The organism is Arthrospira sp. PCC 9901, assembly GCF_059013425.1.
This window is the reverse complement of the sequence record NZ_CP102296.1, coordinates 3958883-3981887: the sequence shown is the minus strand read 5'-3', so window position 1 is coordinate 3981887 and position 23005 is coordinate 3958883. Positions and strand designations below refer to the sequence as shown.

At 45.2% G+C, this 23005-nt stretch carries 21 protein-coding genes; 12 read left to right on the top strand and 9 right to left on the bottom strand.

Annotated features, from left to right (window positions below):
- Positions 1 to 3: 3 nt before the first annotated feature.
- The 3 genes from trmB to NLZ44_RS17660 form a co-directional block, all read right to left on the bottom strand.
- Positions 4 to 636, bottom strand: a complete 633-nt coding sequence (gene trmB / locus NLZ44_RS17670; RefSeq protein WP_493750622.1) for a tRNA (guanosine(46)-N7)-methyltransferase TrmB — start codon at positions 634 to 636, stop codon at positions 4 to 6.
- Between the two features lie 25 nt (positions 637 to 661).
- Positions 662 to 1705, bottom strand: coding sequence for a polysaccharide pyruvyl transferase CsaB (gene csaB, locus NLZ44_RS17665; protein ID WP_493750621.1), 1044 nt, complete (start codon positions 1703 to 1705; stop codon positions 662 to 664).
- A 202-nt stretch (positions 1706 to 1907) separates the two neighbouring features.
- Positions 1908 to 2135: a hypothetical protein gene (locus tag NLZ44_RS17660; RefSeq protein ID WP_006619796.1), complete on the bottom strand. Its 228-nt coding sequence runs from the start codon at positions 2133 to 2135 to the stop codon at positions 1908 to 1910.
- Positions 2136 to 2531: 396 nt separating this feature from the next.
- On the opposite strand from NLZ44_RS17660, the gene NLZ44_RS17655 reads away from it, so the two are divergent.
- Both NLZ44_RS17655 and NLZ44_RS17650 read left to right on the top strand, forming a co-directional pair.
- Positions 2532 to 4445: an ArsA family ATPase gene (locus NLZ44_RS17655; RefSeq protein WP_493750620.1), complete on the top strand. Its 1914-nt coding sequence runs from the start codon at positions 2532 to 2534 to the stop codon at positions 4443 to 4445.
- A gap of 178 nt (positions 4446 to 4623) precedes the next feature.
- On the top strand, positions 4624 to 5292 hold the full coding sequence (locus tag NLZ44_RS17650) for a leucine-rich repeat domain-containing protein (RefSeq protein ID WP_006622356.1): 669 nt from the start codon (positions 4624 to 4626) through the stop codon (positions 5290 to 5292).
- A 39-nt stretch (positions 5293 to 5331) separates the two neighbouring features.
- Here NLZ44_RS17650 and NLZ44_RS17645 read toward each other — a convergent pair whose 3' ends face one another.
- From NLZ44_RS17645 to fraC, 4 genes are all read right to left on the bottom strand, one after another.
- On the bottom strand, positions 5332 to 5961 hold the full coding sequence (locus tag NLZ44_RS17645) for a DUF1361 domain-containing protein (RefSeq protein WP_006622357.1): 630 nt from the start codon (positions 5959 to 5961) through the stop codon (positions 5332 to 5334).
- Positions 5962 to 6030: 69 nt separating this feature from the next.
- Positions 6031 to 7401, bottom strand: a complete 1371-nt coding sequence (locus NLZ44_RS17640) for a cobyrinic acid a,c-diamide synthase CobB (RefSeq protein WP_493750619.1) — start codon at positions 7399 to 7401, stop codon at positions 6031 to 6033.
- A gap of 44 nt (positions 7402 to 7445) precedes the next feature.
- Positions 7446 to 8027, bottom strand: a complete 582-nt coding sequence (locus tag NLZ44_RS17635) for a DUF5357 family protein (RefSeq protein WP_493750618.1) — start codon at positions 8025 to 8027, stop codon at positions 7446 to 7448.
- A complete protein-coding gene (gene fraC / locus NLZ44_RS17630; protein ID WP_493750617.1) occupies positions 8027 to 8548 on the bottom strand; it encodes a filament integrity protein FraC in 522 nt (173 codons plus the stop codon). The genes NLZ44_RS17635 and fraC overlap by 1 nt, the downstream gene beginning before the upstream one ends.
- 367 nt (positions 8549 to 8915) lie before the next feature.
- Between fraC and iscB the strand changes: the two genes are divergently transcribed.
- The 4 genes from iscB to NLZ44_RS17610 all read left to right on the top strand — a co-directional run bounded on the left by iscB (position 8916) and on the right by NLZ44_RS17610 (position 14362).
- Positions 8916 to 10187 carry an RNA-guided endonuclease IscB gene (iscB, locus tag NLZ44_RS17625; RefSeq protein ID WP_493750616.1) on the top strand — a complete coding sequence of 424 codons (1272 nt, stop codon included), beginning with the start codon at positions 8916 to 8918 and terminating at the stop codon, positions 10185 to 10187.
- Positions 10188 to 11416: 1229 nt separating this feature from the next.
- On the top strand, positions 11417 to 12430 hold the full coding sequence (locus NLZ44_RS17620) for an RNA-guided endonuclease InsQ/TnpB family protein (protein ID WP_493750615.1): 1014 nt from the start codon (positions 11417 to 11419) through the stop codon (positions 12428 to 12430).
- Positions 12431 to 13257: 827 nt separating this feature from the next.
- A complete protein-coding gene (locus tag NLZ44_RS17615) occupies positions 13258 to 13416 on the top strand; it encodes a hypothetical protein (RefSeq protein WP_164468736.1) in 159 nt (52 codons plus the stop codon).
- Positions 13417 to 13435: 19 nt separating this feature from the next.
- On the top strand, positions 13436 to 14362 hold the full coding sequence (locus NLZ44_RS17610; RefSeq protein WP_006670498.1) for a M28 family peptidase: 927 nt from the start codon (positions 13436 to 13438) through the stop codon (positions 14360 to 14362).
- A gap of 12 nt (positions 14363 to 14374) precedes the next feature.
- On the opposite strand, the gene NLZ44_RS17605 is transcribed toward NLZ44_RS17610, so the two are convergent.
- A complete protein-coding gene (locus NLZ44_RS17605) occupies positions 14375 to 15595 on the bottom strand; it encodes a class I SAM-dependent methyltransferase (protein WP_493750614.1) in 1221 nt (406 codons plus the stop codon).
- Positions 15596 to 15985: 390 nt separating this feature from the next.
- Between NLZ44_RS17605 and NLZ44_RS17600 the strand changes: the two genes are divergently transcribed.
- Positions 15986 to 18727 (top strand): phycobilisome rod-core linker polypeptide, encoded by a 2742-nt coding sequence (locus NLZ44_RS17600; RefSeq protein WP_493750613.1) that lies wholly within the window; start codon positions 15986 to 15988, stop codon positions 18725 to 18727.
- Positions 18728 to 18799: 72 nt separating this feature from the next.
- Here NLZ44_RS17600 and NLZ44_RS17595 read toward each other — a convergent pair whose 3' ends face one another.
- Positions 18800 to 19420: a DedA family protein gene (locus NLZ44_RS17595; protein WP_006622369.1), complete on the bottom strand. Its 621-nt coding sequence runs from the start codon at positions 19418 to 19420 to the stop codon at positions 18800 to 18802.
- 70 nt (positions 19421 to 19490) lie between these two features.
- On the opposite strand from NLZ44_RS17595, the gene NLZ44_RS17590 reads away from it, so the two are divergent.
- Genes NLZ44_RS17590 through NLZ44_RS17570 form a run of 5 tightly spaced genes read left to right on the top strand, consistent with a single transcriptional unit; the run spans position 19491 to position 22997 of the window.
- Positions 19491 to 19691: a hypothetical protein gene (locus NLZ44_RS17590; protein ID WP_493750612.1), complete on the top strand. Its 201-nt coding sequence runs from the start codon at positions 19491 to 19493 to the stop codon at positions 19689 to 19691.
- Positions 19692 to 19720: 29 nt separating this feature from the next.
- Positions 19721 to 20056 (top strand): STAS domain-containing protein, encoded by a 336-nt coding sequence (locus NLZ44_RS17585; RefSeq protein ID WP_493750611.1) that lies wholly within the window; start codon positions 19721 to 19723, stop codon positions 20054 to 20056.
- A 50-nt stretch (positions 20057 to 20106) separates the two neighbouring features.
- Positions 20107 to 20919 carry a hypothetical protein gene (locus NLZ44_RS17580; RefSeq protein ID WP_493750610.1) on the top strand — a complete coding sequence of 271 codons (813 nt, stop codon included), beginning with the start codon at positions 20107 to 20109 and terminating at the stop codon, positions 20917 to 20919.
- Positions 20855 to 22375 carry a protein-arginine deiminase family protein gene (locus tag NLZ44_RS17575; RefSeq protein ID WP_493750609.1) on the top strand — a complete coding sequence of 507 codons (1521 nt, stop codon included), beginning with the start codon at positions 20855 to 20857 and terminating at the stop codon, positions 22373 to 22375. The genes NLZ44_RS17580 and NLZ44_RS17575 overlap by 65 nt, the downstream gene beginning before the upstream one ends.
- Positions 22376 to 22424: 49 nt before the next feature.
- Positions 22425 to 22997, top strand: coding sequence for a CPBP family glutamic-type intramembrane protease (locus tag NLZ44_RS17570; RefSeq protein WP_193520589.1), 573 nt, complete (start codon positions 22425 to 22427; stop codon positions 22995 to 22997).
- The last annotated feature ends 8 nt before the right edge of the window (positions 22998 to 23005 follow it).

Sequence of the window (23005 nt, the reverse complement as noted above, 5' to 3'; positions counted from 1 at the left end):
TGATTAATTGGCTTGAAATTTAGTCCTATAAACGGGTTCACCACGGTTAAGGGTAGCGATTTCGCGCTCGGAAGCGACGGGTAGGGGGTTCTCTGTTAACCAATGTTCTGAGAGGAGATGAAAGCGCGGATTTTCCCTAAAGCGATCGCGCATTTCGATCGCCACAGTTTCCACGTCCGAGGCTAACAATACCCAACCACCGGACACCATAAACTTGCCTAAATCTTCCACCAGTTGCGGTTGTACTACTCGCCGCCGTTGATGCTTGCTTTTAAACCAAGGGTCAGGAAATAAAATACTAACTGTTTTGATAGTTTCCGGGGGCAAAGATGCTAAAATTGAGGATAGGGAATAGTTAGCATTACCGAAAATATAGTGTAAATTAGTTAGCTGTTTTTGGTCACGCCAATGGTTGGCTTCTTCCACTAAAGGCTGACGTATTTCTATCCCCAAAAAATTCTGATATTCTTGGATTTGAGCCAGTTTCCATAAAAACCTACCCCTTCCGCATCCGATATCAATATGGAGAGGTTTGTTAATATCAGTATATATCTCCGACCAATTCGGGGTTTTAACAGAGAATTGAAATTTCCGCGCTAAAGGGTTAACGTGCTGACGAACCCGAACTCTTGCCAATGTTTACACCTCCAATTAAAAGCCATTAACTATTAATTAATGATTGTAATAGTTCCCCATGAACTTGGGCGCGATCGCTCAGAGATTCAATTTGCACAGGGTCAAGGCGATCGCCATTAGCATAATGTTCAATCCAGGCTTTACTAATGATATTGGCATCGTCGGGAATTTGGGAAAGTTCCCAACCGGGAAAGTCTAATTCTGCCATTAAATGACTCACTTTAGGATCGTAACTAATAGCAAAACAGCGACATTCCTGGGAAGCGGCCATAATTAAACTATGCAGTCGCATTGATATAGCCATTTCCACCCCCTGAAATAATCCCCGCAACATTTGAGGGTCTGTTAATTTCAGAATTTGGCTATGGTAAGGAATAGCCTTATGGATTAACTCAGCGATCGCCAAATCTTGGGATAATTGAAACGGAACCAGTAAAATATAGGTATCCGTCGCCTGCTGAAAAGACACCAAAGCCCTAGTTAAAATCTCTAACCGTTTTGGGGTCAATAATGGATGCGATCGCCAGGTAACAGCCACTCTAGGCGCTGGCAAATCCCACAGCCCTGGCACAGGTTTTGGGTCGAGAGCCCACACGGGATCAGGAGCTAAGGTAAACGGAATTTGCCAATCTGTCAATAGGGCAGCCGAACCACTATCACGGACAGTAACTAGATTACACCCCGCAAAAGCCCTTTTTGCCATAGCGCGGGTAATCGGACGCTGGAGGGGACCAATACCTTGAGACCAAGCAATCGTCCTCAATCCCATCTGTTGAGCTAATCCCATCAATCCCGTATAATATAATGGGCTGATGACACTGGTGACATCTTGAATTAAACTCCCACCCCCCCAGATAAACCAATCAGCAGCCCGCAAAACTTTCAACACCTGAAAGGCATTTCGGCGATCGCAGGTTTGAACTCCGTATTGGGTCTGAGTTTGGCTAGGGTTTCCCGATAAAGCGATCGCTTCTACCGTATCGGGTAGCATCTGTAATAACGAAGCCAAAAGCGCCTCATCACCGCCATTCCCCTCCCCATAATAACCACAACAAATAGCCCTTACCATCTTGCTATTCAAACTTGAACTGTTCTTGTACCGTTAAATATACCGATATCCAATAATTCGTCAAATCTCATCAGGCAATAATTAGGGAAGACCCCCAGACTGCTGCTGGCTATGTCTGCTTGGTAGAATTCATAGCAATTGATAGCAGCATTTACATATCCCCCAACTCTCAGTATTGCACCCCAGTAGCCGTCAAAAGATTTTAACAGACTCCATTATCATAACACTCAGAGGGTCGTCTTTGTTGAACCTCCGGTAGTGGTAACTCGTAGGGGGATGTATTTTCACTCCCCCAAAAGATAGATTCTGTCTTCACCGGGAAAGATAAGACCTCAGACTGATTAAAAACGGCATTGGGGACTCCTGGGATTGCCAAAAACAGGGGAAATGCCATCATCAGCATTTGGGTTTGTGATTTAATGTTACTCATGATTTGAACCTCACCTAAGCTGAACTTGATTAAAAATAGACAAACCGTGGAGGGTTTTGTATCTTACCTGTTTCATTTTTCCAGTTAGAAATGAGATAGCAGGATTTTCCTGAAATAGGGAAAGAACACGGTTTAATTGGGACTTGGGCGCAGGGGAGTTAATTTAATCCTCGCCCAACTTTCTATAATTCCATTATGATGGAGCTAACTCCCAATCATCTGTTACCATGTGACAGTTATTGCTGAGGCTGAAGGGCTGATGGGTAGGTGATCGGGTGATGGGGCGATTTGGTCATAAGATCAACATAACTCGGAATCATTAAATGATCTAGCCGGGACTTGATCTGATCAGGCGATCGCCCCCTAGGGAAAAAATGCAGTCAATCAGAGAAATTCATGGTAGACGACTTTCATAAGCTAAGTTTAGCTCTATTTAGTGGTAAAGGAGGTGTGGGTAAAACCACCCTCGCTTGTGGGTTAGCCCTCCATTGGGCTAGTCAGTTTCCTGACGATCGCATCCTGCTACTATCAACAGATCCAGCTCACTCCCTAGGAGATGTGCTACAAATGCAGGTAGAGAACACCCCCCACCATGTCGCCGCCACGGCTGATTTTGTTCCCCTACCTAACCTGAATATCCGCGCCCTAGATGCCCATATACTCCTAAAAGACTTTAAGGAACGCTACGGAGATACCCTACAATTGTTGGTGGAACGTGGCAGTTTTGTAGAAGGCGAAGACCTCACCCCCGTTTGGGACCTCGAATGGCCGGGAGTTGATGAGTTGATGGGTTTATTGGAAATTCAGCGCCTCTTTGACGAAAACCTGATCGACCGGGTAGTGGTGGATATGGCCCCCAGTGGTCACGCCCTCAACCTTTTGGGGTTAATGGATTTTTTGGATAATTTGTTAGAATCCCTTGAACTATTCCAAGAAAAACATCGCACCATCGGCCGTTCCTTGGCTGGTAGCCACCGCCACGACGAAGGAGATGAGTTTTTAGATGAAATGCGCCTCAAACTCGATTCGGGACGCGCTAGGCTGCAAGATGCTGACCATACATCTTGTTTCTGTGTGGCTATTCCTGAACCTATGAGTTTATTTGAAACCCGGCGATTTTTGGAGTCTCTACAAACTCTCAAAATTCCTATGGGTGGGGTATGGATTAATCATATCGTGGCCGAGGCTGTTGATGGCGATCGCTATCGTGAACAGCAACCCCTCATGGCTGAGTTTATCAAAATCGCCGCCGATCAGCCTATATTTCTCGTCCCGGAATTAGACACCGAACCCCTGGGACCTGTAGCCTTAAATGGCTTATTCGCTCAAACTAAGCCTTTGGGTAACGATGACCAATTAGCTATCATCACCACAGCCGAAAACCAGCCCGTATCATTGGTGACATTCCCTGATGCTCCTAAATTACCAGATTTTCTGTCCTTGGGGCGGCGTTTAGTTATTGTCGGGGGAAAAGGTGGTGTTGGTAAAACCACTGTTGCTGCTGCTATAGGTTGGGCTATGGCAGAACGTTACAGCGATCGCCATGTTAGAATGGTATCTATTGACCCGGCCCATTCCTTGGGTGATGCCTTCGGTGATCAGTTAGGACATCAAGCCCTTAACATTACTGATAACCTTAGCGGTCAGGAAATTGATGCTGACCAGGTTCTCGATAGGTTTCGCTCAGACTATCTCTGGGAATTGGCGGAAATGATGGGGGGAGACTCTGGAGACCCTGATGCTAATCTCAAACTGGCTTACGGACCAGAGGCTTGGCGGCGCATTGTTTCCCAGTCTCTCCCAGGACTTGATGAGATGTTGTCTCTGGTGGAGGTGATGGAGTTATTGGAAAGCCACGAACAAGATTTGATTGTATTAGATACTGCTCCCACGGGTCATCTATTGCGGTTTTTGGAGGTTCCTACCGCTATGAGTGATTGGCTGGCTTGGATTTTTAAGCTGTGGATTAAATATCAGAATGTCTTGGGAAGGGTTGAGTTTATGGGACGGTTGCGAACCTTGCGTCAGCGGGTCGTGAAAGCACAAAAACGTCTGGCTGACCCCGAATATACCGAGTTTATTGGAGTTGTTCAAAATCGCGAGGCTATTCTAGCAGAAGCTGAAAGATTAGTCGCATCTGTCCGGGAACAGTCGATCGCCCAAAATTACATCGTACATAATCGCGCTGAATTGGGTAAGGAAATTTCAGGCGATCGCTTTGGGGAATTGGCGATCGTTCCTTTACCTAATTTACCTCGCTGTGTTGAGCCGATATTCCGCATTCAAAAAGCCGCTGAATTAATCTTTTAACAGCACCCTAAATGCGATCAACACCGAACCAAACCACCCTAGACGGCTATATATATGCCGCCACATTTTCCCATGCTGTTATCATAAGTCAATCTCCGAGATTTGTCAATAGGCAATCTGGCAAATTAGGGATTATTCTATAAATGGTGTATTAATCAATCCAAGGAAGGAATGAGCCATGGTTAAGGGTAATCTTCTGAGTCGATGGTGGGGAGTAACGATGATGGGGATAATGATTAGTTTAACCGGGAGTATTAGTCCGGTGTCTGTCCTAGCTGAATCCGACTCTTCCGACCCCTCAGAAACCTATACAACTATTATGGATTGGTGTCTGAATAGGGAGAATTTATCCCCAGATGCTAGATATACCGTACAACTGATTTTGAGGGAAGCCGGAACCTTTAACTGTGCGAGAGCTAGTGAAAACTTGCTAAATTTAAATAGACTAGATCTAAACACCAGTTTAATTAGGGATGTTGCGCCTTTAGGAAGTCTCACCAACCTAACGGAATTAAGATTGATGAATAACCGAATCTCAGATATCAGTCCTCTCGCGAATCTGACGAACCTGGAAAATCTGGATTTAAGTTACAATCTACTCACCGATGTTAGTGCTTTAGGGGAACTCATGAATCTGAGAGTTCTTAACCTGAGTTATAACCAAATTAATGATGTTAGTAGCCTCAATAATTTATCAAGACTAAATGAGTTAAATCTCAATCACAACAACATCTCTAATATCAGTTCCTTATCTTCCCTAGAACGCATCACTTATTTATTTGTCAGACATAACCCAATTGCAGACCAGACCTGTCCGATTTCGCCGAGATTTATCTGTCAGTTTTAGTTGTTAGGGAAAGGATAATTTCCGATTGATTGACTGAGATTACTCAAAGTTTTTATAAACTTGGCGAAATTGTAAAATCAAGCCGAGGGTGACTTGTTTCATCACCTGGTAGAGAATGGATATAATCACAAATGTAATCATGATGACTAGCAGCGGTTTTCGGCTAGTCAAATCATTCAAAGTCTCGACCATAATCACATCTGGTTGAGTCACCAAGTCCCAACTATTAAATCTTTGAAAACGTCCTAGATATACACCGATCGCACAGAGAAAATGAACGAGAAACTCAGCCGGGATTACCCATTTTTTGGCTCCTTGTTTAACTAAATAGTGACCCTGATTAATTAAGGAAATGACATAGGCTTGAAATCCCATGAGAATTGCGAAGACATGAAGGGGGATAAAAAACAGAGTAATAACCCAGACAGAATATCCGGCTCTGGTGGCTCTAATTAAGTGGATAATATCGGTGAGTAAATAGGGTGCATTAGGCAAAAAAGCGATAAAAACCACTAAAGTAATCCACCACAACCCAGACCGAGAGATATTTTTGCGCCGAAACAGAAAAAAGCTGAGAACTAGGGGAATAAACGCTAAAAACAGATTCCAAATAATCCAGCCACTATGTCGATTAAAAGCATCTAAAGCACCAGCGAGTATAGCTTCCATGATATCTTAACTTCCTCCGTTAGTGAAATTCAATCAAGCTCGCGCCATGCTAGAGAATATTATATCTAACTAATCATGATGGCCACAGGATTTTAAAAACCGTTGAGGGATGGTGGTCTGACTCCCCCAATGTAGGTGTAAATAGGAACAGTGAACATTAGGAAGAGGGTTCCAACCTTCGGGGTGAGTTTCTGGGAGGCTGTGATAGCGAGAAATGTCATAGATAGGGTTAGGGGGTTCTTCGGTTAGGTGGGAATGGTGGAATTGATGACCGCAGACGGTATCTCCTGAAGATAGTAGGGGTGTTTCTCGTAAGACTTTCCCTTGATAATATCCTAAAGTCAATCGTTTTTCCATAATAGCGGTAGTAGGAAGAATTCCGACCATAGACCAGGCTTGTTGATTAAAGTCGATAATTTGATCACATAAATACATTAACCCCCCACATTCTGCATAAGTAGGAATACCGGAGTTAATGAGCGATCGCACTTGTTGAATAGCGGGTTGATTTTGACTTAAAGACTCAGCGAATACTTCGGGAAATCCGCCGCCAAAATACAGACCATCAACGGGTTCGGGAATGGTTTGTGTTAGGGGACTCCAGGAGATTAATTCGGCTCCCAATTCTTGCAATAAATCGAGGTTATCAGCATAGTAAAAACTGAAAGCGACATCACGAGCGATCGCTATTTTTACGCGGGGAATTTTCACGGGAATCTCTCGAGGTTCTGGGGTGAGAGTTTCCGCAGCCAATAGGGGAAGTAGTTGAGACCAATCAAAACAATTAGCGGCTAATTCTGTCAGTCGGTTTAAGAGGATATCAAGATTAGAAAGTTCTTGGGTGGGAACTAATCCTAAATGGCGGTCAGGAATGGTAATATTATCCTGGCGGCGCACGACACCTAAAATCGGCAAATTCAGAGGTTTTAAGGCGGCTTTCAGTAAATCCAGATGGCGATCGCTTCCGACTCGGTTAAGAATGACACCGGCGAATTTTAGCCGAGGATTTATGGTACAATAACCATGGGCGATCGCCGCCACAGAACCGGATAATCTAGCGCAATCAATCACTAAAATAATCGGCAAATTCAAGCATTCAGCAATATAAGCAGTTGAGGCAAAATCAGAGTTAAATTCTGTGGATTCCCACCCCCTAGGAATACCATCAAACAACCCCATAACTCCCTCAATTACTCCTAATTGAGAGCCACTAATATGGCGCTGAAAACAGGATTTAACATAATCTTCTGATGTCAGAATTGGATCGAGATTTCGACAAGGTTTTTGAGTGACATACTCATGAAACATCGGGTCAATGTAATCAGGACCCACCTTAAAAGATTGCACATCAAAATTGTGATGTTTCAGATAAGCCAAAATACTGAGCGTAATTGTTGTTTTACCTACGCCGCTGCGTTCTCCCGCAATGATAACAGTCATGAGAAATCCACCTATTTCGACAAGTTTTTAAGCATTATTTACGATTAAGAATTACCCGGATTAACCGAGAAATCCTGAACTTGTTGCAGCATAATTTGTTGTTCAAAGAGATCGGGATATTCTTGAATCCAATTATCAACTAAAAAATAAAAGGATATCCAGCAACTCAGAACCACATGACCCAGGATTAATAACAGAAACGGACCACTAATTAAAGGGGGAGTTGGTCGCAGTTTAAATTTGGCATCGATAAACTGAATTAAAAACACAAAACAAGCGCAGATAATCGGCCAAGCAGTTATGGCAAATGTGGGTAACTGTTCAGCAGTTTCCTGATAAACTAATACGGTAATTAAAGTTCCGGTAATCCAAGGACTTAGGGAAACACCACGAATGATAAAAGGATGTTGATTAGTGCGCCAAGAAATGCCAGCAGTTAGCAAAATCCAACTCAGGTTGGCTATGGAGTTACTGCGTTCGATGTTATCGGTCAGCAGGCTAGAAACTAACCAAGCCAATAGACCGACTATGACTACACTTTTCCAGTGATATAACTTAGGTGGCTTAACGGTATTTACCACGGAAGTTACATTTTTCACTAAGGGATGTTTCAGGGGATTATCCATTATGATGAAACCTCGTTAGCTTGCAGTACAGTTAAGGCTATAATACACACATAACTAATGGTGTGTGCGCGGACAAGAGAGCGAATAATGATTTGAGTATCCTGACTCATGGAAAAAATCAGAGGACTTTGAGATTTTTTGGGGTCAGGCTTGTCTTCTTGGGGGGGGATTTCGCATAAAAATTTATACAAAGCAAATCCGTTAATTTTAATGGCTAAATACAACAAAAAATAAACAATCGTAATGAGGAGCAAGGTTAGGGACAATTGGGGAGTTTCTCCAACCATAAGATACACGATAAAATCTTTCTGAACAAAGCCCGGAATCACTGCCTTAATTATAAAAAAGCTCATAATTCCGACGATTTCTGCTAACAAATTAATGGCGGCGGCATATTCGACACTTTTGCGGGGGGACAAATTCAGATAACCACTCAGAAGCCATGATTCAAGGGTAATCACAATTAACAAACGACAAAATCGGGTGAGGATTGTCCGTATTCCAATGGTGACAGGTAGCATGAAGCGTGGACTCCATTAAGATGATAAACTTAATCTATCATTAAGTTGGGAAATGATTAACATTTGCTGTACTAGGGTACACCAAAGCTATTTTCGTCAGCACCCCCGGCTGAAGCACGGGGGCTTCGTGCCCCCCGATTTCAGGTAGCTGACCAGCTTAAGCCTTAACTGGCTACGTGAGCGAGCAAGAGTTAAAGTTCCTACCCTGGAATGCGTGCTAGTTCCAGGCACTAGAACCAAATCGTTAAACAGTTCTAAGGGGTTAAGACAGTGCGATTTGGAAAGTACCGACTCTGAACATTAGCGTTCGCGCAGCGTGCGCGTTAGCGCATAGCAAACGTTACGAGCAATCAGAACAGACGCAACAATGTCTAACCATATTTTCGTTTTAGATACCAACCGCAAGCCCCTGACACCGTGCAAGCCAGGGATGGCACGATCACTGCTCAAAGCCGGGAAAGCATCGGTATTTCGACGCTACCCATTCACCATTATTCTAAACAAGGAGGTTGACGCTAATCCTGAACCCCTCGAACTCAAATTAGACCCAGGCTCTAAAGTCACTGGAATTGCCTTAAAGCAAGGGAATCATATTATCTTTGCTGCCGAGTTGCAGCACCGAGGACAGCAGATTAAAGAAGCATTGCTCTCTCGTCGTCAACTCCGACGTTCTCGACGAAACCGCAAGACCCGATATCGACCAGCTCGGTTCTTGAATCGGACTCGTCCCGAAGGTTGGTTAGCTCCCAGCTGGCAGCATCGAGTAGATACTCTAATGACCTGGGTTCACCGATTTCGTAGACTTGCCCCAGTTGGCCGCATTACCCAAGAGCTAGTACGGTTCGACCTGCAATTGATGGAAAACCCTGAGATTTCAGGTGTTGAGTATCAGCAGGGAGAATTACAAGGCTATGAAATCAGAGAATACCTGTTGTTCAAGTGGGGCAGAACCTGTGCTTACTGTGGGGCTCAAAATGTACCACTTGAAGTTGAGCATATCCAGCCTCGGTCTAAGGGTGGCTCTGACCGGGTTTCTAACCTGACGATGGCTTGCCACTCATGCAATCAAGCCAAAGGCAATGGGGACATTCTGGATTTTTTATCGGGTCAGCCTGATGTGCTGAGTCGTCTTCTCAGGCAGGCCAAATCACCCCTTAAAGATGCGGCTGCCGTTAACTCGACCCGATGGGCTTTGTTCAATGCTTTGAAAGCAACAGGACTCCCAGTTACCACAGGAACGGGCGGACAAACGAAGTTCAATCGACTGAGGCTCAACCTACCTAAAGCTCACTGGCTTGATGCTGCCTGTGTTGGACCAGTCGAATCACTCGAAGTTCTGACTTCAAAACCGTTGCTGATTTTAGCAAAGGGGCATGGAACCCGTCAGATGTGCGGGACGAATAAGTACGGATTCCCTACTCGTCACCGCTCCAGGAGGCAAATTCATAAAGGCTTTCAGACTGGCGACATGGTGAAGGCACTGGTCACAGCGGGGAAGAAAATTGGCTCATATCTAGGACGGGTTCTCTGCCGTGCGTCTGGTAGTTTTGATATTACCACCGCTTCTGTACGGGTGGCAGGCATCAGCCACAAATACTGCCAACCCATTCACAGGAAGGATGGTTACGCCTATGCTTGAAAGATTGACGGGGACTAAAGTCCCCCTGTCGCGTTTCCTCCCCGGTCTAAAGACACGGGGCTTCCACGCTCCCAAGAGGTTTACGTGATTGATAAGTCTAACGATCGCCCTACTATGGGAAAGGGGAGCAAGAATTTAATCCAAGATTTGCTTGACATCTTAGGACAATAACGTACAATACCCCAAAGATTCGCAACTCAATAATGAGTATACGGTCAAACCCCAGACCATGCCAAATTTCCCTGACGACATACTCATCAAGTCGGATTCTTCATGGTAAAATCCAATCATGGTGCGAGACGTTTAGGAGTCAAATAAGGCTGCAATGCCTGAAATAACCTCCTAGTGGGACTTTCACCCCTTGGTGAAATATAAGGGACTCGTACCCTGACCATCCCATAACTGTTTATATGTCCCAACGTTTGGTATAGAAATATACAAAACAAGGCAGGGAACTCAAGGTCAAAACGCCCAACTGGAAATATTAATGATTCCTTAACAATTGCGTTGAGAGTAACGGCGATAGCCACCCCCAGTTTTGGGAATCATAACCCCAGGATTGAAGCGGGGAACGGAAGGCGTGAAGTAGAACCTACTACCAAATGCGACCACTGCCAACCATCCATGATTAGGGAAACCGAATGTCCGGCTTGAACCATCGTAATGATTTAGCAGCGAAACAGGTTGATACGCTGCGTTCAAAAGAGCAAGGGGAAAAGTAGGGTAATCATGACATCACCTACACAGACTTTTAAAAGTACCCCGGTGGAGAGGACAAATCTAAAGATGGAATGCCCGTATAAACGGAACGTTTAAACCCCTTTTAGGCTCTCAAGTGGCAGGATGTACCTGCGGAGTAGTGAAAGTGTAAGCGTATACCTTTAAGGGGAAAGGATGTGACTGAAAGCCAATGCCTAACTGTAATGGTTAGGATATGCCCACTAGTCACGGTGTGGATATAGAGACTGCGACAATTAGGAGTGTTTACGACGAAAGCGAGTTTAAACACTACGATGTTGTATTTAGCTCCAAAAGTTGAAATCACAAAAGCAGGGAGTCGTTACCCTGTTCCCGATGTCAAAAGGGGTATCCACATCAGGAGCCGTGTGATGTGAAAGTATCAAGCACGGTTTTGAATTGGAGTTGGGGAAGGCGACTTCCCTTTCGACCATAACCCTTACAAAGCTTTCCGGACAAAACTCAAACTCAATGACCGTCATCGCACCTTGATGGCCAAACACGCGGGTTATGCTCGGTTCGTGTTTAATTGGGGATTACACTTATGGATGTCAGCTTATGAAGAGGGACTCAAGCCTAATATAAACTCCATTAAAAAGGTTTTTACTAATTATGTGAAACCTCAATATCCTTGGATGTCCGAATTGTCTTCTAAAGTTTATCAATATGCCTTCATTAATCTAGGGGATGCCTTTAAGCGCTTCTTCAAGGGAATAAGTAGTTATCCTAAATTTAAGAAGAAAGGCTACCATGATAGCTTTACCCTTGACAATTCCGGAAAGCCATTCAAGTTGTCAGGAACTCGCCATAAGCTGCCTTTTGTGGGCTGGGTTTCTACATTTGAGGCTCTACCCGAAAGTTGGGTTAAGAAAGTCACTATAGCCCGCCAAGCAGAGGACTGGTATATTAGCTTTTTCGTAGAAATCACACCAGAAATCACACCTAAATATCGAGAGAGAATCGGGGTAGACCTAGGAATTAACAATTTGGCGACTTGCTCCGATGGGACCCAATTCTCTAATCCCAAGGCTTATAAAGCAGCCACCAAAAAATTAGCTCGATTACAACGTCATTTAAGACGCAAAGTCAAAGGCTCAAAAAATCGGGCTAAATGTCTCTTAAAAGTTCAAAAGCTACATCAAAGAGTCGCTAATATTCGCCGTGATACGATTCATAAAATCACTACTTTTTTGGCTAAAAACCACAGCCAAGTAGTCATTGAAGATTTGAATGTGTCAGGTATGCTGAAAAATCATGGTTTGGCGGGTTCTATCGCTGATGCTTCATTTTATGAGTTCCGTCGGCAACTAGGTTACAAGGCAGAACGTTATGGTTCAAAGTTAATGATTGCGGATAGATTTTATCCATCCAGTCAACTTTGTTCTAACTGTGGCCATCGTCAAAAAATGCCCCTAGTCCGTCGGACTTTTGAATGTCCAAACTGCGGTCTGGCGATAGATCGTGACTTGAATGCCAGTATAAACCTAGAAGTGCGAGACGTTTAGGAGTGAAATAAGGCTGCAATGCCTGAAATAACCTCCTAGAGGGAGATAGACTGACTCGACCAGTTTACCCCTTAACTGTATATATGTCCCAACGCTTAGGAAGTTGTGATTCTAAGCAAGGCAGGGAACTCAAGGTCAATCCCATTTTAAGAAATCGCAATATACCGTCCAAGTATTACCTAGGAGGAGTATTATAACTCACTTGGGGCGATTATGGGAAAGAGTAAAGGCGGTAGCCACCCCCAGTTTCAGAAATCACAAATCTGGGATTGAAGCGGGGAACGGAAGGCGTGATGTAGAACCTACTACTATAGGCGACCACTGCCAACCATCCATGATTAGGGAAACCGAATGTCTGGCACTGAACCATCGTCATTATAAAGTAGCGAAATAGGTTGACACGCTGCGCTCAAAAGAGTAAGGGGAAAAGTAGGAGTCTTTCTATACTACCTACACAGACCTTTAAATGTACCCCGGTGGATAGGACAAATCTAAAGATGGAATGCCCATATATACGGAACGTTTAAACCCCTATTGGGCTCTCTGCGAGTACATCTCGTAGAGTAGTGAAAAGTGTAAGCGCATGCCCATAAGGGGAAAGGATGTGACTGAAAGCCAATGCCTAACTGTAATGGTTGGGATATGCCCACTAGTCACGGTGTGGATATAGAGACTGCGACAAGTAAGAGTGCTTATGACGTGAGCGAGTTTAAAGACTACGTGGTGTATATAGCTCCCAAAGTTGAGGTCATAAAGCAGGGGGTAGTAACCCTGTTCCTACTGATAATAGGGTGTTCACATCAGGAGCCGTGTGCTGGGAAACTCGCATGCACGGTTTTGAATTGGAGTTGGAGGGGGCGACCTCTCTTTCGACCATACCAAATCGCCTGGTTCCGACGATTACACTTGTGGACGGGGTGCTGCCGACAGTCCCGGACGAAGCCAGAAATAAACATCAAGATCCGGCTATGTCCGGTTTTGTTTAAGTTTTATAGAGCAGTAATCATGATATTGATGCCGGGAAAAAGCTACAGAGGTACACTTCCACCCCTGACACGACACCAGGAAGAACTTAGCGATCGCCTACGACAAGATGTAGAAGCGATCGCCGGGACCGGAGAACATAACTATATATATTACGATAATCTTCTTAAAACTGAGGCTTACCTAGAAAGTAGACTGACCCAAGCTGGTTATACAGTCCAACGCCAAGAATATCTGATTGGCGATCGCCAATTTACCAATTTAGAGGTAGAAATACCAGGGGAAGCCCTGGGGGAAGAAATTATAGTGATTGGGGCTCACTATGATTCTGTGGTAGGCTCTCCTGGGGCTAATGATAACGGATCAGGAGCGGCGGCGGTCTTAGCACTAGCCGATTATTTCGCGGCAACCCATCCCCAAAAAACTCTAAGATTTGTGGAATTTGTGAATGAAGAACCACCCTTTAGCTGGACTCCAGACATGGGAAGTTGGGTTTATGCAAAGCGATCGCGAGAAAGAAATGAGAAAATAGTGGCGATGCTGAGTTTAGAAACAATGGGCTACTACTCGGACACTCCTGGAAGTCAAACCTACCCCCTGGGGCTATTAAATAATATTTACCCGATCACTGGAAACTTTATCGCATTTGTTGGTAACTTCGCGTCTGGGGGATTAGTCCGGCAAGTAGTTAAGGCATTCCGTACCCATACGCTGTTTCCCTCAGAAGGCTCGATTTTGCCTAATACGGTTCCGGGTGCGGGTTGGTCGGATCATTGGTCTTTCTGGCAGGAGGGTTATCCGGGAATTATGGTCACGGATACGGCTATGTTTCGCTATCCCTACTATCACACCCAGGAAGATACCCCAGCAATGGTTAACTATAACCACCTCGCTAGGGTAGTTTCTGGCTTGGAGGCAGTGATTATGAATCTGGCTAATATTGATTGATTCACCCCCCAGCTAAGAGGTGGGAGTTAGGAGGATAAACTGTCGAGATAGGAGCGATCGCACTCCGGAAATGTCCAGTTTCACAGCAGCCAGAATATCACCGACAGTGCGGGGATTTTCTACGGTACCATCAGCAGTTGAATTAGTTTCACAGGCTTGGAGAAACTCAAACTCATCATCTGATAATGTCACCAGGTGATAGTTGCAATCAAATACTGTTTGACTCGGCCAACCATTCAAACAGTAGGTTAACTGAGGAATGGCAGCTAATAAAGCGCTATCATCAGACCAATCTGCCTTGGGTAAAGGGGGACGAGCCAGGAAAAACTCATAATGGCTAACCTTGGGGTCTAATAACTCAATGAGGCGATATAGTTGGCGATCGCTTAAATTTTCGACCCTTTCCATAAGTTCGGGGGATTTACCAACCAGGCGATTAATATCCCAATATTCAGGATTAGAAAAACCGACAAATTCCAATTGAGAGCTATCAATCAACTCAAAGAGAGTGTCAATATTGTAGTCAATTTCTTGGGGATGGACATACATATCAGCAAAACACTCATCTCGCTGATTTTCCAGAGCCCAACGTTCGGACTCATACAGGACCAAACGGTTATCTTCGGGTAAGGCTTCAAAAACTTTGCGCCCCACATTTACGCCGTCCTGATAATCGCCGCGTTTGTCCCCTTGTAATAAGGCGATCGCCTGCTGCATAAGTCGCACTTCCCAGCGACCCAACTCAGCATAAACAAATATATGTAATAATCCCCCCGGCGCTAACTTAGAAGCCAAGGCTTGGATACCCCGAATTGGGTCTGGGAGGTGATGGAGTACCCCCACACAGTTAATAAAATCAAACTCCCCCTCCAATTGTCCCACATCATAGAGACTCATCTGTTGAAATTGAGGCTCTGGAGTTCCCGGAGTAGATATCCCGGAGCGGCGACAGCGTTCTTGAGCGGTAGCGATCGCTCCTGAACTCAAATCAATACCCAAAACCTCAGCCTCTGGGTTAAGCTGAATCAGATATTCGGTACTCGATCCGGTGCCACAACCCGCATCCAAAATCCGAATTTTAGTTTTCTGGGGTTTTTGTCCCGTACAAAATCCGTAAGCTGCTGACCAACACCAGCGCCAGTTATAACCCGGTGGCGGTTCATTTAACAAAGGGTCAGGGGGAAAAGGGTAAATATCGTAAAGCCGTTTGACAGCAGCGCTAATTTCTTCCATGATCAAAACCAACAGACAACAACCCAAGCAAGCAAGCGAACGTGCTTTTTCAGAATACCTTACAATTGCCCCCAGTAGACCATAAATCTGTGGGGTGTTGGTCATGTAACAAAACTTATCGTTTTTTCTCAGATAAGTTCTGGTAAGTCTATACAATAGGTCTGGATACGCGATTTAATAAAATGCGAGGATTGCAGCCAAAAACATTTTAGCTGTAATTATCTGTAAAAAGATTAACCAGGTTAACAACTCAAGGAGCAATAGCCCCGGCTAGTCCAACTGGGCGATGGAGTCTAACTGATCCTTGGGGTTGAGTAGAATAACCTGTTATAGGGTGTATGTAATACGCCCGTAGTGTAATGACTGTGAATAGGGAGCGATAGAGATCGAATGAGTGTTAAGGCAAGTGGTGGCAGCTCAGTTGCGCGTCCGCAACTTTACAAAACCGTCCCAGTTTCAACAATTTCTCAAGCCGAACAACAAGATCGCTACTTGGGGAAAACTGAACTTAGTGATTTAGCAACTTACTTTAGTTCTGGGGCCAAACGTCTGGAGATCGCCCAAGTTCTCACCCAAAACGCAGAATTAATCGTGTCTAGGGCAGCTAACCGGATTTTTACCGGAGGTTCCCCTTTGGCATTTTTGGAAAGACCCGAAGAACCAGAAATGGCTATGGCTGCGGCGGGTAGTGGGGATATGGAAGTCGCCGAAGGTATGAAGCTGGGAACAATTTCCTATGTGGAAAACCGGGGTGGGGGCTTCTTTGATGGTATAAAGTCCCTGTTCAAAGATTCAGGAACTGGCCCGGCAGTATTCCTGCCGCCGGGGTTCCGACCGATTAACGTCTCCCGCTACGGTCCGGGAAATATGACTAAATCCCTGCGGGATTTGAGCTGGTTCTTGCGTTATACCACTTACGCGATCGTGGCGGGTGATCCTAATATCATCGCCGTTAACGTGCGTGGTTTGCGGGAAATTATCGAAAATGCCTGTTCTAGTGCGGCGACTTTGGTGGCTTTGCAGGAAATGCGGCGATCGGCTCTGGGATATCTGCAAAATGACAAAGAAGGTCAGGAAATTGCCCTGCAATACTTCAATGTTCTGATTAGCGAATTTGAAGGCGCAACCCCTTCTAACAAAGTCCGTCAAGGTCAGAGTGTTGATCAGCAAGGCTTGGAACTGCCTCAGATTTACTTTAATGCGACGATCGCTCGTCAGAAGTTTGTGATGAAGCAGGGTATGTCTTCGTCAGAAAAACTAGATGTGGTGAAAGCTGCTTATAGACAGGTGTTTGAGCGTGATATTACCCGCGCTTATAGCCAAGGGATTTCTGACCTGGAATCTAAGTTTAAAAATGGCGAAATCAGCACTAAAGAGTTTATCCGTCGTTTGGGTAAGTCTCCTCTGTATCGCCAGCAGTTCTACTCGCGCTTTGTCAACAGCCGGGTGGTGGAACTGGCGGCGCGTCACTTCTTGGGACGGGGTTTGAGTTCTCCCGAGGAGTTTAGCAAATATTTTGCGATCGTCACTAAAGGCGGTTTGGCGGCCCTGGTCGATGCTATGGTTGATTCAGCCGAGTATGCTGATTACTTTGGTGAAGAAACCGTCCCCTATCTGCGGGGTCTGGGTACAGAAGCGCAAGAGTGCCGCAACTGGGGCCCTCAAATTGACCTGTTTAACTACAGTGCGCCTTTCCGTACAGTTCCACAGTTTGTCACTTTGTTTGGTGACTATAAACAGCCTCTGCGGGATCAGCACGTCTATGGTATTGGTAACGATCCTTTAGAAATTCAGTTTGGGGCGATTTTCCCGAAAGAAACCCGCTCTCCTAAAAATCGTCCGGCTCCCTTTGGTAAGGATACTCGCCGGATTCTAATTCGCAATGGAGCCGGAATTGATAACCAATTGAGCAACCCTGGCGCTCGTGGGAATGCTCCCGGTTCTCTCGGTCCCAAGGTGTTTAAGCTCGATCAGCTTCCCGGTGGTTATATTTCCAGTAAATTTAGCAACAAGGGTGGGAGCAATGGCGCTAGTGTCAAGTTCTCTGAGAGTTCAACTCAGAAGGTGATCCGAGCGGCTTATTTGCAGGTGTTTGGTCGGGAACTGTATTCTGGTCAGCGCCAAACCGTGGCTGAGATTAAGCTGGAAAATGGCGATATCACAGTTCGGGAGTTTATCCGCATTCTGGCGAAGTCTGATGTGTTCCGCAATATGTATTGGACTTCCCTTTATGTTTGTAAGGCGATCGAATACATTCACCGCCGTCTGTTGGGACGACCCACCTATGGACGACAGGAAATGAATTCCTACTTTGACCTTTGCTCTAAAAAAGGTTTCTATGCTCTGGTGGATGCCATTATTGATTCCGTCGAGTATAACGAAGCCTTTGGGGAAGATACTATTCCCTATGAGCGTTATCTGACTCCGGGTGGTCTGTCTCTGCGTTCTATGCGCGTGGGAACCCTGGCTGAGAAGATGACTATGGTTAAAGACGAACCTACTCCTAGGTTTGTGGAGTTGGGAACTCCTGACCAGACCAAGGGTGAACTGGAAATCGATAACCGCATTAACCAGGGAGTTAACAAGCGTCGCGAACAGTCTAAGGTGTTTAAACTCACCAATGTGACTGATAAGGTGGCGCTCCAAACTACAATTGGTGCTATCTATCGGCAGATTTTCGAGCGGGATATTGACCCCTATGTTACTAAGAAAGAGTTTACCGCTCTGGAAAGTAAACTTGGTAATGGCGAAATTACGGTTAAGGAGTTCGTCGAAGCCTTGGGAGCTTCTCCTTTGTATATCCGCGAGTTCTACACTCCTTATCCCAATACTAAGGTGATTGAGTTGGGAACTAAGCACTTCTTGGGTCGCGCTCCCCTTAATCAGGCGGAGATTCGCAAGTATAACCAAATCTTGGCTTCTCAGGGTCTGAAGGCGTTTATTGGCGCAATGGTGAACAGCATGGAGTATGCTCAGGTGTTTGGCGAGGATACTGTTCCTTATCGCCGTTTCCCCACGCTTCCTGCTGCTAATTTCCCCAATACAGAGCTGCTTTACAACCAGTTGACCAAACAAAATGATGAACTGGTCGTTCCTAGTTTTGAGCCGGTTGTCGCTACCGATCGCAGCTAGAGCTAATTTGAGCCTCTGTTAATTTTACCTAGGTTCCCCGTTCATACGAGAGCGGGGATTTTTTTTGTATCCCTAAAGATTTTTCGCCTGGCGAGACTCCCACCACATGGGAATCACAAACCAAGCCACCACCAATAACAGAGCAATGATCGCAAATTCACCCACCCAAGAAACTAATTGGGGTAAAGGGACAACCTGACCGACAAAATAGGCAAGGCTAACCATTACAGAAGCCCAGAGTATCGCCCCAGCACCATTACATAGAAAAAATTTCCAGTATTTCATCCCAGCAATTCCGGCTAGGGGGCCGGCAAAAATTCGCAGGAGGGCCACAAATCTACCTAAAAAAACGGCCTTAGCTGCATTTTGGCTGAATTGGTCTTTGACTTCAATTAGTTGTTCTTCCTTGATGCGGAATAACTTACCCAATAAACACAAAAACGGCCAACCACCCCAGCGCCCTACCCAGTAACCGCAGTTATCCCCTAGGATGGCACCTGCGATCGCACAACCGAGAACCCACCAATAGTTAAGTTCTCCACTCCCGGCTAGGAATCCCCCCACCAGTGTGATAGTTTCTCCCGGTAGAGGAACCCCGGCATTTTCTAGGGCGATACCGCCGAAAACCGCCCAATAGCCATATTCATGGGCGATCGCCTTAATTGTTTCCAGTGATACAACTTCAAAGGACATTCAATGCTGTCTTCATATTTTTTTCGCAATTCTTTACAATCGTATAATATTTTTAGCTATATTGCATTCAATGGCCGCCATAGCTGTGGTGGTTAATCTCGGGGGAACTCTCCCCTGGGTGTGGCAGGGGCGATCGCCAACACACATTTTTGTTACCTACGACAACATATTTACCGCCCCGGTCAGATACCATGTAGTTGTCACCAGGGGAATCTTTCCTATAACTACCTCGTCTAAAGGCAAGTGTGGTAGGTTGACCAAAAATTTTTAAAAAATTCATTACACATAGGAGAAATAGTCATGAGTGCTAACAAACCCTGGATCATTCGGCCTCAGAATAAATTAGATTCCCAAGGTTCAGAAGAACTCAAAAAACAGTTTTTGTCAATCACTTCTGAACCACCCAGACTTTGGATCATAGATATGAGCCATGTAGAATTTATCGATAGTTCTGGTTTGGGGGCTTTAGTGGTGGCTCAAAAAACAGCTAAAAAATTGGGTTGTCGTTTAGTGGTTTGCCACCTAGGGGATGTAGCTAAAATGGTCTTGGAAATTACCCAACTAGATAGGGTGCTTGAAATTGTGGATAACATCGACCAAATTTCCGCCAATCCTCAAACTTTGCTTTCTGCATAAATCCCACTGCCTTTCTGGTAAAATCAATGTCGTCGCTTGAGGAGTTAACTATGGGGTGGATGCGGTACATAGCGATGGCATTAGTCAATACATTGGGCGTTGTGGTGGGGATTATCTTAGTACCCGCCCCTCATGCAGTGGCTCAACTAGCAGCGGAGACAGAGGAGCCTGTAGAATATAAGATCTGGGAATCGGAAACTCGCTTATCAGAATATGGCAGAACTTCCTCAGCTATCGATCGCCTAGAAACAGTGCGGGAAAATCCCCAATCTGTGGCTCAATTATATGAATTACGCGATCGCCTACAAGCCCAACTTGACCAAGTATCTGGCCCCCCTGACCCCCTGGTAGTTCAGGAAGCCTGGCAATATGAACTACAACTCCAACAATATCATAGTTGGCGTAAAGCCCTACGGCAAACCGAAAGCCGCATTCGCAACGAAGAAAAAGCCAGCCAACACTGGAAACAAGCCGCCGAATTAGCACTCGAAGCCGTAGAAATCGGTCAATATCCTAACCCCACCGTTAAAGATTGGGAAATGGCACAACAGTTGTGGATAGCGGCGATAGACTCCTTGCGACAAATTCCCGCAGATAGTTTGATTCAACCCCAGGCTATTGAGAAAATTGTTGAATACCAGGGCTATTTAGCCATTGTCACCTATCAACGAGCCTTGGCTAGTCAACCAGAAGCTGAACCGAGGGCTACTACCGGAGAAATTGCTCAGTTTTCCGTGGCTGAACCCAAGTTTCCGGGTTTTGCTCTCCATGCTGATGTTAATCGAGATGGGGTAATTGATGAGCGCGACAAAATGCGCCCCACTCAATGGTCATTATCTGCCGGACGCTTTGATTCTGTTTAATAATGATGATGACGATCGCAGTGGTATTCCTGACTGGAGCGATCGCATTGTTAATGGCGAATATGATGAGGCAGATTTAGCCCAAATTCATTTTAAGATTTCCGAAGAATATCAAGACGCAGATATATATATTAGCGTTGATGAAGCCGCCCGCCGCCGGATTAATATGTTCCAAAAAACTCTGGGCGGCTGGAAATATATTGATTTGTCCGGTGCTTCTCCCCTGGAATTTAGCCCTACTATTATCCTGGGTGTTGAGGCTAAACAATTCGCTGATGGTCAATGGAGTGGCTTAGTCAATGTCAAAGCGATCGCCCGTAAAAATGATACAGAAATCGCCTCTGACCAAATCCAAATGGGTGTCGCACCTTGGATTATGTCTCCTAATACCGCCCCCGTTTCCCAGATACATATAAGCGATCGCGGTGTGAATCAAGACGTAGTAGAAGCCGTACAAGATGCGATCGCCCCCACCGGAACCCCCACCCGTATTACCCCAGGAGAAACAGTCTGGATGCGAGATAGCGCTGCTATTGGCTATGTACAATTCCCCAGTCCTGATGGTTTGCGTCAATACAATGTCGCTTTAAGTCCTCCCGGCGGTAGTGATTATGCCAGTTCTTTATTAGGGCGAAATTTTGGTTGGGCTGAAATCGGAGAACCCCGCGAACTTGACCCCAAAAATCAATGGTTAGATTTCTATGGCAACCTTAATGTTACCCCACCTCTTCCCGGCTATCCTATGGGGCGTATATACTACGGAAAAGCCGACGGCGAAACTATAAATCCCGATATTTTAGCCTTTTTAGAAGCCCAACAAGTTCAGTGGCCCCCCGTAGAAATTGACACATCTTGGTTAATTACTCGCCAAGTAGATGAACTAATTACATTTGTTCCCACAGCATCAGGTAAACCCTTAATGCTAGTCGTTAGTCCCCAAGAGGGCGTTAATTTATTGCGACAATTAGCCCAAACAGGTTATGAAGGGGCAGCAATTAATCGCAGTTTAAGCACCCAAACCACAGTGAGAGCCGCCCTGAATAATGAACTATTAATTCAGCATAATTTGAGGTTACATCGTGACAAAATCACCCCTTTAATTAATCAGTTAAAAGAGGAATTTAAACTTGATGATGAGCAAATTGTGGAAGTCCCAGCCATGTTTGGTTATACCGGATATGCTTGGTGGCCGAACCCGGTTAATTCTGTGTTGGTCAATGGCAAATTATTGGTGTCTGACCCGCGAGGGGCTTTGATTGATGGCCGAGATTACACCCAGGAAGACTTGCAGCGACGATTAGCGATCGCTGGTCTTGAGATCACATTTTTAGATGATAGTTATTACCAAAACCTCCGAGGTAGTCTCAACGCCGGTTTAAATACTACCAGAATCGGCGAAGAACAGGCCTTCTGGGAATCCTTCACACAACAGTTAGGACAATTTAGCCAACGCTAACAAATAGCTATGGCGATCGCCGAAATTTAGATAATGCTAATACAAACAAATGTCGATTTTGGCAAATCTCTTAAACCGTTTGGTAATGGCTACAGCGATTCCCACCCCATCAGATTGGTGGATTTTAGCCGCCACCTTTCTGGTTTATGGTGCGATCGCCCTTCCCCTTGGCTTCTCCATGAATTTTCTCAAATGGAACCCCATACATTTTCACCCCCTGCGACTCCTAGGCGCTATGATTTGGCTATTTATCACCCCCGCACTGCTTGAGGAAACCCTCTTTCGCGTGCTGTTAATACCTCCCCCCACAGAAGCTCTATCGCCCCTGATATGGCTATTTTGGGCGGCTTTCAGCCTCATTTTATTTGTGATTTCCCACCCCATTGCCGCTTTGACTTATAATCCAGCCGGAAATCCTACCTTTTGCCAAACCCCATTTTTAAGTTTAGCTACAATTTTGGGATTGGCTTGCACGATCGCCTATACTTTAACCGGGTCTTTGTTAATTCCAGTTTTGTTTCACTGGTTGGTAGTAGTGGTTTGGTTGTTTCTGTTAGATGGCGAACATAAATTATCTGCCAATTTACAGGCGAAATCAGATAATCTAACACCATCATCATAGTTGGCAAG